The sequence below is a fragment of the Roseibium sp. SCP14 genome, from assembly GCF_040329475.1.
Classification (GTDB): Bacteria; Pseudomonadota; Alphaproteobacteria; order Rhizobiales; family Stappiaceae; genus Roseibium.
In genome coordinates, this window is sequence record NZ_JBDZYH010000010.1 from 89,935 (window position 1) to 99,967 (window position 10,033).

At 55.8% G+C, this 10,033-nt stretch carries 8 protein-coding genes; 7 read left to right on the forward strand and 1 reads right to left on the reverse strand.

Annotated elements, in window-relative coordinates; all coding sequences use genetic code 11:
• Positions 1-37 precede the first annotated feature (37 nt).
• Positions 38-1,732, forward strand: coding sequence for an amidohydrolase (locus tag ABLQ08_RS28015; RefSeq protein ID WP_352949461.1), 1,695 nt, complete (start codon positions 38-40; stop codon positions 1,730-1,732).
• Between the two features lie 583 nt (positions 1,733-2,315).
• Here the strand turns inward: ABLQ08_RS28015 and ABLQ08_RS28020 are convergent.
• Positions 2,316-3,395 carry an AraC family transcriptional regulator gene (locus ABLQ08_RS28020; protein WP_352949463.1) on the reverse strand — a complete coding sequence of 360 codons (1,080 nt, stop codon included), beginning with the start codon at positions 3,393-3,395 and terminating at the stop codon, positions 2,316-2,318.
• Positions 3,396-3,665: 270 nt separating this feature from the next.
• Between ABLQ08_RS28020 and ABLQ08_RS28025 the strand changes: the two genes are divergently transcribed.
• The 6 genes from ABLQ08_RS28025 (at position 3,666) to ABLQ08_RS28050 (ending at position 9,916) form a co-directional block, all read left to right on the forward strand.
• The gene (locus tag ABLQ08_RS28025; protein WP_352949464.1) at positions 3,666-4,517 is read left to right on the forward strand and encodes a sugar phosphate isomerase/epimerase family protein; all 852 of its coding nucleotides are present in this window, start codon (positions 3,666-3,668) and stop codon (positions 4,515-4,517) included.
• Positions 4,514-6,025 carry a sugar ABC transporter ATP-binding protein gene (locus ABLQ08_RS28030; protein ID WP_352949466.1) on the forward strand — a complete coding sequence of 504 codons (1,512 nt, stop codon included), beginning with the start codon at positions 4,514-4,516 and terminating at the stop codon, positions 6,023-6,025. The genes ABLQ08_RS28025 and ABLQ08_RS28030 overlap by 4 nt, the downstream gene beginning before the upstream one ends.
• A complete protein-coding gene (locus tag ABLQ08_RS28035) occupies positions 6,022-7,014 on the forward strand; it encodes an ABC transporter permease (protein ID WP_352949468.1) in 993 nt (330 codons plus the stop codon). The genes ABLQ08_RS28030 and ABLQ08_RS28035 overlap by 4 nt, the downstream gene beginning before the upstream one ends.
• On the forward strand, positions 7,011-7,991 hold the full coding sequence (locus ABLQ08_RS28040; protein ID WP_352949470.1) for an ABC transporter permease: 981 nt from the start codon (positions 7,011-7,013) through the stop codon (positions 7,989-7,991). Before ABLQ08_RS28035 ends, ABLQ08_RS28040 begins: the two co-directional genes overlap by 4 nt.
• A gap of 37 nt (positions 7,992-8,028) precedes the next feature.
• Positions 8,029-9,159 carry a substrate-binding domain-containing protein gene (locus ABLQ08_RS28045; protein WP_352949472.1) on the forward strand — a complete coding sequence of 377 codons (1,131 nt, stop codon included), beginning with the start codon at positions 8,029-8,031 and terminating at the stop codon, positions 9,157-9,159.
• A 184-nt stretch (positions 9,160-9,343) separates the two neighbouring features.
• Positions 9,344-9,916 carry a hypothetical protein gene (locus ABLQ08_RS28050; protein WP_352949473.1) on the forward strand — a complete coding sequence of 191 codons (573 nt, stop codon included), beginning with the start codon at positions 9,344-9,346 and terminating at the stop codon, positions 9,914-9,916.
• The last annotated feature ends 117 nt before the right edge of the window (positions 9,917-10,033 follow it).

Consider the following 10,033-nt stretch of genomic DNA (forward strand, 5'->3'; position numbering starts at 1 on the left):
CACACCTATATGCGCCAGCTAAGGGAGGAAAAGTTCAATGATCGATAGAGTCTCGCATTCGCAGGAAGACATGTCAGTCGCAAAGAAAGAGAACGATCGCACTGGACACACCAGAGATATCGAATCGGCCGATCTGGTACTGATCGGCGGAAATGTGATTACTGTCGATGGCGCGTTCTCCGTCCATTCTGCCGTGGCAGTTGCCGGCAAGCGAATTATAGCAGTGGGAACGGATATCAATATCCGCGCTCTTGCGGATGAAGAGACACAGGTGATTGACCTAGCGGGCAAAACCGTGCTGCCCGGCATTATCGATCCTCATGGGCACATCCATTCCTATGGGCGTCTTTTGCAGAACCTGGACCTGAATCGCACCACAAGCTATCAAGACATCGTAGACTTGGTCGCGGAGCGAGTGCGATCAACCCGACCTGGTGATTGGATCATCGGACAGGGCTGGGACCAGAACAACTGGGCTGACAAGACCTTTCCGACTCACCATGCATTGAGCGCGGTAGCGCCAGACAATCCGGTCATTCTCAATCGCAGTGACGGGCATGCCATTCTTGTGAACCGGTGTGCCATGGATCTGGCCGGAATCAGGGATGAGACACCCGATCCAATCGGTGGCCGGATCGTGCGCGATGCGCAGGGCCACGCTACGGGTATTTTCGTTGAGCTTGCCGAGGACCTGATCCGGCAATATGAACCCATGACTGACGACCTGATCCGGGATCGGTTCCGCCTGACGGCGAATGCCCTGCTTGCCAAGGGAGTGACGAGTTCACATGAACTCGGTGTGTCGCCGCAGGAACTGGATGTCTACAAGGCTATGGATATAGCCGGTGAGCTGAACTTTCGCGTCGTCGGCTTTTTCGATGACCCGGAACTGGAGACGGAAGCCGATTACGCGAGCTTCTTTGAAGACAATGTGGTTCCCGGAGACGCGGACAGTCTCTTTACGCTCAACGGTATTAAATTGTTTCGCGATGGTACGTTGGGCTCGCGAAGCGCTTTGCTAATGGCGCCTTATAGCGATGATCCCGGCAACCGGGGTCTCAGCGTTGCATCCGAACAGCATGTACTGACGGTGTCAAAAGTCGCGCTGAAGGGGGGACTGCAGGTCATTACCCACGCGATCGGAGACGAAGCGGTCCATTCCACTTTAAACGCCTATGAACGAGCACTTGAGGTCACGGGGAAGACCGATCACCGGCTGCGTCTCGAACATGCCCAGATCATCGACAAGGGTGATATCGGCCGGTTTGCGGAGCTTGGTGTCATCGTCAGTGTCCAACCCGGCTCGGCGATTTCGGATATGGCATGGACGGAAGACCGGGTGGGTCCGGAACGGGTTCAGTATGCCTACCGGTTCCGGGATTTCATCGATACAGGCGCGCAATTGATCATCAGCTCCGATTTCCCAACCGAATCCATCAATCCTTTTGAGACAATGTATCGTGCTGTCACGCGAAAAAATGAAGCGGGAGAGCCGCAAGGCGGTTGGCATGCGGACCAAGCTCTGACAATCGAGGAAGCCCTGAAGGCCCACACCATCAGGGCTGCCGAGGCCGGTTTTCAGGATCATCTGGTCGGATCGATCGAAGCCGGCAAACTGGCTGACTTGACTGTGATATCCGACAATATCCTGAATATTGACCCCGCGCTGCTGTTGGAGGTCAAGGTTCAGATGTCAATCGTGAACGGCATCGTTCAATATTCATCCGAGTGAGTGGAAGCCCATCGAAGAAAATTCAGACCCTGATCTTGAAAGGTGAAATATAGCTGAATAACGACTGCGACTGAACTTACCAGGCGCCGAGCAGAAGTAGTTCTGATCGCAGACTTCGATCCGAAAAAACTCAAAGGACCTGGCAGTCAGCTGACCACATATTCAACGATTGGTCATACGGGTCTTAACTGAGGCTACGGGTGCGATGAATCTGATCGAATTGACCCAGGGCATTACGCTACTACGGCATGGGTGGGATTGATTCCCAACTACAGAACGAACTCCTTCAAGCCTCTGGAATTAGATGAGCGGCTGGTTACTCTTCGAGCGAATTAACCGCAAGAAATAGCGCAACGTGAATACCCGGGAGGAATCTGGTTCGTTGGCGGGGAAGGAAAAATGTCGTATTTTGCAACCTTTACCTGCAAACGCTATGGACTTAGTCGTTGCTAACCATCGAGAATAAATCGCTTATTGATGTTGTAACGTCACAGGGGAAAAAGCTTCTGAAATTCATAGCGGCATCAATGTTCGGCGACCGGGTTATCATCTAGGTTTGGTGTTTGACCTTGAAGTGAAAGCATTATCGCATTGCTGGTGTTCGAGCCAAGATAGCTGTTGGCTCGTCCGTGATCTGGCGCAGATTGCTCGGAGAGACGCCGTAGAGCTTTCGAAAGCAGGTTGCAAAATACTGGCTTGAAGAGAAGCCGCAATCGAGCGCGACTTCGGTCACCGATAGCTTGTCTTCCTCCAGCAACATCTTGTACGCGGCTTTCAGGCGGAGTGTCTGAAGATAGCGCGACGGGGTCATGTTGGTAATCGAGATGCAATGCTTGGAAAACTGGGTGCGCGAGAGATTGCACTCGGCTGCCATGTTCTCCAGCGTCCAGTCATCATCGAGAGCGTGCCAGAGGCGGCGCAGGAAAATGTCGACTGTCCGCCGTGACGCCGCGAGCGAGTGGTCTAGAGCTGGATGCTGGGCTTCAAGCTGGTTCTTGAATTGCAGCAGCATCCACGAAATCAGAAGCCTGAGCCGGGTTTCTCCCCCTTCGATATCGTTGGAGGCGACGACTTCGGCAATCTGCGTGAATGTGTTGACCACTTCGCGGGAAGCGCAATACCAGGGTTGCTCGTTTTTCGACAACAGTTCGGTCAGCCGCTTCTGGTCTCGCTCGGGCCAGCCGATCCAGTCGGGCCACAGCCATTGTTCATGCGGACGGCGCACACCCATGTCGAACAGCACCCAGACGATCTGGCTCGGGGCGACGTTGGGGTCGCCAAATGCATGAAGCTGCCAGGGCCGGACAACGAACATCTGGCCTTCCTGCAGATTGTACACTTCGCCATCGAGGGTCAGTGTCAGCGTGCCATGCGCAAGATAGGCAATCTTGACACCCTCGTTGCAGTGCTCCCTCAGACCCCAGTTTTGAGGGCGGGTTGCGTTCCAGCCGCCGACTGAACAGACCTGGGGCAGGGTGTTGCCCAGATCGCGGCCCGGATAGCCGCGGCGAGCCCAGGCGCTCAGGGTGACTTCTCCTTCCAGCGAGGCGTCGAGCAGGTCCTTGCAGTTCCCGGCGTAGAGAAGCGCGCCCGGTTCGCGGAATACCGCTGGCCGCGCAATCGCTTTTGCCTTGTCGTGACTGTTCAATGCCGAATGTGTCATGTTCATTTTTTACCAGTTGTAGAATGTGAACGCAAAGGTGAACTCGATGTTGGATATTTCACAAGTTGGCATCAGGTTAACACTGCTAGAATGACTTAATCAAAAGAGTCAAGAAAACAGAGGTTTTAGACAAGGGGCGAAGCCTGGTAAGGCAACTTGATGTTTGCCGTTGCTCGACGGTGGGTTTTGTTCAAAATCTACAATCAAGAACCGATAGAAATATTTATACGTTTTCAAGGGACGGGCGGGAACACCGTTTGAGGGAGGAATATGCAGATTGGCATCAATCTATTGTGTCTTGCTGGTTTTATCACCGAGGCGCATTTGCCACTAATTCGACGGATAAAGGAACTCGACTATCAAGGTGTCGAAGTACCTATTTTGAGTGGCGATCCCAGGCATTACGAATGGCTGGCAAAAGAACTTGACGCGCTAGGATTGCGCAGAACATCCACGTCAATCGTCCCCTCTCCAAACGCCAATCCGCTGAGCTCCGACCCAGACATACGCAAGAGTGGCGTCGATCACCTGGATTGGGTGATCGATTGCGCGCTGGCGCTGGGGTCCGAGAGCGTGGGAGGCCCGTTCCATGCCCCGATTGGCTGCTTCACAGGCACGGGTCCAAGCGAGGACGAAATCCGGTACGGCGCCGAGGCTCACAATCGAATGGCTGAAAAGGCCCAGGCAAACGGCATCTATCTCAGCCTTGAGCACCTCAATCGTTTCGAGACGCATTTCCTCAATACGATGGAGCAGGCAAAAGCATATGTCGCGGCAGTCGATCACCCGGCGTTTGCGATCATGTACGACACGTTTCACGCAAATATTGAAGAACAGAAGCAAGCCGATGCCATCGCCACGATTGCCGGACACATGGGTGTTTTGCACATCTCCGAGAATGATCGCGGGATTCCGGGCCGCGGCCATATTGCCTTCGGGGAAATCTTCGAGGCTGTGCGTAAAACGGGATTTGACGGCTGGGTAACTCTTGAAGCGTTCGGGGGCGGTGTGCCCGAACTGGCAGCCGCAACACGGGTCTGGCGTCCACTGTTTCCCGATTACGACACGCTGTTTTCAGAATCGATAGAGTTCATTCGCGGCCAATGGGAGTTAGCAGCGTGAATGAAAATTCCATTATCGAAATGAGCAGCATAGGTAAGCGTTTTCCGGGGGTGACGGCGCTTGATGGCGTCAGCTTTACTTGCCGCGGCGGTGAGGTTCATGCGCTTGTGGGGGAAAACGGGGCGGGTAAATCCACGCTGATCAAGATCCTGGCGGGCGTCTACCGGCCAGACAGCGGGACAATCCTGCTGCATGGCGAACCGGCGGAATTCCGGCATCCGCTTGAAGCGCTGAAAGCAGGCATATCCGTTATCTATCAGGAATTCTCGCTTTTGCCGGATCGCACGGTTACTCAGAACATCTTTCTGGGCCGTGAAATGACCCGGGCAGGGTTTCTCGACAATGCGGCGATGCGCAGCGAAACGCGCAGGGCGCTTGATTTGTTCAAGGCGGGCCGTCGGATTGATCCCGATTCACTCGTCGCGGACCTCGATGTTGCTTCTCAGCAGATGGTCGAGATTGCCAAAGCCATCGCACTCGGCGCCAAGGTGCTGGTGATGGATGAGCCGACAGCGGCTCTCAATGATGCCGAATGCGACGAACTCTTTGAGACAGTTGACGCGCTGCGCGATCATGGAACGGCGGTGATCTACATAACCCATCGCATGCGCGAGGTTGCTCGATTGGCAGACCGGATAACGGTGCTCAAGGACGGCAAGGTCGCTGCCAGTTTCGACAGTTTGCCCGATCCGGGCGAGGTCGTTAAGGCGATGGTGGGACGCGACATTGAGACTTTCTATGCGCCGGCCGCCACGCCGGAAGAAATCGGTGCACCGGTGCTTTCCATTAGCGCGGGCGAAAATGATGTCCTCCACAATATCGATCTTGACTTGCACGCGGGCGAAATCCTCGGGATCGCCGGTGTTCAGGGGGCAGGCCGCGTGGCATTGGCGATGGCGATCTTCGGGGACCGGCCGTTTACCGCGGGCACAGTGAACCTTCAGGGGGCAGAGGTGCATGTTACGCATCCCCGTGAAGCGATCCGGGCGGGAATTGGGCTGGTGCCGGGCGACCGGAAAGGGGAAGGCCTGGTGCTCATGCAGTCGGTGCGTGACAATGGCATGCTCAGCCCCCGGGCGTTTGCCGATCTGTTTTCCAGCCGGAATTCGAACAAATTCACCAATCAGTCGCAAATGGACAGGTTGCTGGACGGAATGGAAGTCAAGTCTGCCTCCTACGAGCAGGACATCAGGTTTCTTTCGGGAGGCAATCAGCAAAAAGTCATTGTGGCTCGCTGGTTGGCGCTCAAGCCCAAGGTTCTGATCTTCGTTGAGCCGACGCGTGGAATCGATGTGAAGGCCAAGGCCGCGATTTACCACCTGATGCGTGATCTCGCGCGCCGGGGCACTGGCATCATCATGATTTCTTCTGATCTGCCTGAAATTGTCGGTGCCGCCGACCGCGTTCTCGTGATGCGGGAGGGCCGGATTGTTGCCGAACATCGCCGTGGTGTGGGTGAAACGGAAATCATGCTTGATGCGACCGGAGAAGCGGGGGCTGCGGCATGAGCGAGGTGACAGCACAGCCCGCGCCGGCGCGCCCATCAGGCTTCCGATTTGAGTATTGGGCACCGGCGCTTCTATTGATCTGCGCCGTGGTCATTTATGTGTTAGCGTGTGTCCTGACCGGGCAAACGCAGTACCTGACATGGAGCAATCTGCTTGCCGTTCTTGGCAGGTCGATTGCACTGGGAATAACCGCCGTCGGGCAGACATTTGCCATCCTCGTGGCCTCGATTGACCTGTCCGTCGCCAGCCTGATTTCGGCCACGGCGGTCTTGGCATCGGTATTGATGGACGGCAATCCCGCGATGATCCCTCTCGCCATTGCAGCGGCACTGACGCTTGGGGCAATCGTGGGACTTGTCAACGGGGTCATCATCACACGCCTCGATGTCAATCCGCTCATTGCAACGCTCGGAATGAGCCTGATCATTCAGGGATGCCTGTCGGCCTTCGTTTCAAACTTTGCAGGTTCCGTTCCTGAAGAGTTTCAATTCTTCGCGTATGGTAATGTCGCAGGATTACCGTTTGCGGTTCTGTTCTTCCTTGCGCTTTCCCTGCTGGCCTTTCTCACACTGCGCTTCACCAAATTCGGCTCGAATATCTATTCCGTGGGCGGCAATCGCGATGCTGCCAGGTTCGCGGGCATTTCCACGAGCAGGGTCATCGTCGGAGCGCACGTCATCTGCTCATTGTGCGCGACGGTTGCCGGACTCTATCTCGCCAGCCGTTTGCGGTCAGGAGCCCCCTGGATCGGTTCGGACGGCGTTTACGACCTGGAATCGATCGCCGTCGTCGTCATCGGCGGCACGATACTTGCCGGTGGCCGGGGGGGAATCTGGGGGACCGTCGGAGGTGTCGTGATCTTCTCGCTTATCGACTCGATCTTCAATGTCCTCGGGGTAGACGCGTTCGCCAAGCAGGTCCTGCGCGGCATGATTATCGTGGCGGCAGTCGGCTTTTATGCAGCGCGTTCAAGGAGGATCGTCGCATGAGTGTTCAAGCTGTATCGGAACCGCGTATGCGTAAGTTTCCGAAGATTTCTCCGGTTTACTTCATTCTTGCAGCGCTGATCGCGGCAATCATCCTCAACAACCCGAGCTTCGTTGAGCCGACGGGTTACATGAACTTTCTGAAACGCGCAGCACCCCTGGCCATCCTGGCGGCGGGGCAGCTTTACGTGATCGTTTCGGGTGGCTTCGATCTGTCGGTTGGATCGCTCATTACGCTGGTGGTGGTGGGATCCTCGATGCTCTCCAACAACGACCCGGCTTCGACCTGGTGGGTCATCACCGTTATGTTGGGCATCGGGATCGCGGTCGGGCTCATCAACGGACTGGTCGTCTGCTATCTCAAGGTACCTTCGCTGATTGCGACCCTGGGCATGATGATCACGCTGAACGGTTTCGTCTTCATGTGGTCGGGCGGCGCCCCGCGGGGATACCTGCCCGATACATTTCGGTTTTTCGGTCGTGTCAGCATTATGGACATCCCGGTCATCCGGATGCTGCCGATTGCGTTGATCGTCCTCGTCGTCGTCGGCCTTCTTTTGTACTGGCTCATGCACCGCACCAATCTCGGACGCATGATTCATGCGGTTGGAGATAATCCGCGTGCGGCGCAACTCGCGGGCGTCCCGATCAATCGCGTGCGGATCATTGCCTTCGTGATTTCGTCGCTGAGTGCTGTTGTGACCGGAATTCTGCTCGGCGGATATGCCGGCGTCTCGACCGATGTCGGCAGCGGTTACGAGCTGCAGGCAATTACGGCAGCGGTTCTGGGGGGCGCTCAGCTTCTGGGAGGGCGTGGCTCGGTTCCGGCGACAATCGCCGGTGCGCTGACGCTCGCCGCTATTTTCACACTGCTCAACTTTCTCGGACTGCCGCAGCCGGTGCGGCAGGTGGTGCAAGGCACGATTCTAATCTTTGCGGTGGCATTCACCATGTTCCGCCGCAATCGAAATGGGCAGTAGCCCGCTGCAAATCATCATTGAAAGGGAGGTAAATGAAATGAAGCAAATCTCAGGTCATGCTTTGGCGCTAGCCATGGTGTTCACTGGTCCCGTCATTGCCAACGGGCAAAACTTCAACGATCCGGCAGAGTTCGACCGTCAATGGGAGCAGGTTTTGCTGGAGCCAGAAGGGCCCGAAGGAAAACCCTGGGAGCAGTATCTGGATGCGTCGATGGTGGATACCGGTCAGTACAAATCCGGGACTCCGCATACGGTGTGTTTCTCGAATGCTGGTGTCAACAATCCCTGGCGTGTTGTCGGCTACACCAACATGACCGAGGAAGTGGCCCTGCATGAGGAAATTGGTGAATTCATTCATGTGGATGCGGAAGGTTCGGATGACAAGCAAATCGCGGACATCCAGGATCTTCTGGCAGGGGGGCAATGCGACATTCTCATCGTGTCACCGAACACCACCGCTGCACTGACCCCGGCCGTCGAGGAAGCATGCAAGCAACTCCCGGTCATTGTCTTCGACCGCGGTGTCGAGACGACGTGCCCGGTAACCTTCATTCATCCGATCGGCGGATATGCGTTTGGTATTCAAGGTGCTCAATTCATTGCCCAGAATGTCGAAAAAGGCGCCAACGTATTGATGTTGCGTATTCTTCCAGGCGTCGATGTGCTGGAAACCCGCTACTCCGCCGGACGCCGGGTTCTCGAGGAAGCCGGCCTTAACATCGTTGGTGCCGAATTCACCGATGGCGACAACGCGAAAACAAAGTCGATAGTCGAGGACTATCTGCAGCGTGGCCGGATCGATGCGGTCTGGATGGATGCCGGTGCGACCGCGGTTGCGGCTGTCGAAGCATTCCAGGATGGCGGTTACGATATCCCTGTTTTTGTCGGTGAAGATCAGCAGGATTTCCTGCAAATCTGGAACGACCTCGAAATGACCGCGATTGCGCCAACATATCCTACTTACCAATGGCGCACCCCGATCATCGCGGCGTCCCGAATCCTGGCCGGCGAACCAGTGCCTGGGCCGGAATGGGTTCTTCCACAGCCCGCAATCACAAAGGCAAATCTCAACGCCTACATCAATCCGGCGATGCCGCCGCTGCACTACGCCATGTGCGGATGTGAAGAGATGGAGAGCTACCCGGAACCCTGGGGCGGTTCAAAATAACCGGCCGGCTTCCAGCGTTGAAACCCTGGGCGCTCCCGGAGCGCCCTTGTTCTTGGAATCCGCACCTAGGACCTTCTGTCTGGACACAGTGGAAGAGGCGGTACTAGCGGGGCTAAGGGCCGAAACGAGAGCGCCCAGGGTTATTGCTGAACACGTGAGAACGTACCATGAGGAACGCAAGCGTTTGTCAGCCGAAGCTGATGCAACAGGAGAACGGCTGGAACGCCGCGCCGCTCAGCTAAAGCGTGAAACTGGTCGCTTGGTGGATCACTTGGCCAATGGGGTTGGTGACCCGCAAGTGATCGGTTCGCGGTCCACAGAGCTTCACTATGAGCGCGAGGACATTCTGGTGCAGCTCTCCGAAGCATCTCCCGTTTTCGAGGTCGTATCTTTGCATCCCGCGATTTTGAAACGATATGAGCAGCAACTCGAAACGCTTCAACAAGCTCTAGCGGCAGGGATCCGTTCAGGCGACAACGAATGCGCACAAGCCATGCGTGAACTTGTTGAGACAGTCACAGTCCTCCGCGACACATCACCACCCGGCGCGGTGGAAATCGAAGTTAAAGGACGCTCGTGGGCACTACTTGGAGAGCGGCACTTTCCAAACGGAATAAAAGGATCGGGAGGATCGATGGTAGCGGAGGGGCGACTCGAACCCCCGAAACGCGGATCAAATCTCCGTTTCTCGAAAGCGAGAGATTCTTCTGCCTTCTCAATACCAACGTTTAGCGAGAATTCTCGAATTGCGGCGTAAAGCTAGTGCCAGACAAGTTTCGATAAGTCATTGTCAAATGGGCTCTATTCGATGGTCATGGTTTCCATTGCAAGACAGATAGCTCAACCACTCACAATAGTGCTTGAGTACTCGCTA

Excerpts from the sequence above, each read along its gene's own strand:
- ABLQ08_RS28015 (WP_352949461.1), top strand. The coding sequence starts at position 38 with ATGATCGATAGAGTCTCGCATTCGCAGGAAGACATGTCAGTCGCAAAG.
- ABLQ08_RS28020 (WP_352949463.1), bottom strand. The coding sequence starts at position 3,395 with ATGACACATTCGGCATTGAACAGTCACGACAAGGCAAAAGCGATTGCG.
- ABLQ08_RS28025 (WP_352949464.1), top strand. The coding sequence starts at position 3,666 with ATGCAGATTGGCATCAATCTATTGTGTCTTGCTGGTTTTATCACCGAG.
- ABLQ08_RS28035 (WP_352949468.1), top strand. The coding sequence starts at position 6,022 with ATGAGCGAGGTGACAGCACAGCCCGCGCCGGCGCGCCCATCAGGCTTC.
- ABLQ08_RS28040 (WP_352949470.1), top strand. The coding sequence starts at position 7,011 with ATGAGTGTTCAAGCTGTATCGGAACCGCGTATGCGTAAGTTTCCGAAG.
- ABLQ08_RS28045 (WP_352949472.1), top strand. The coding sequence starts at position 8,029 with ATGAAGCAAATCTCAGGTCATGCTTTGGCGCTAGCCATGGTGTTCACT.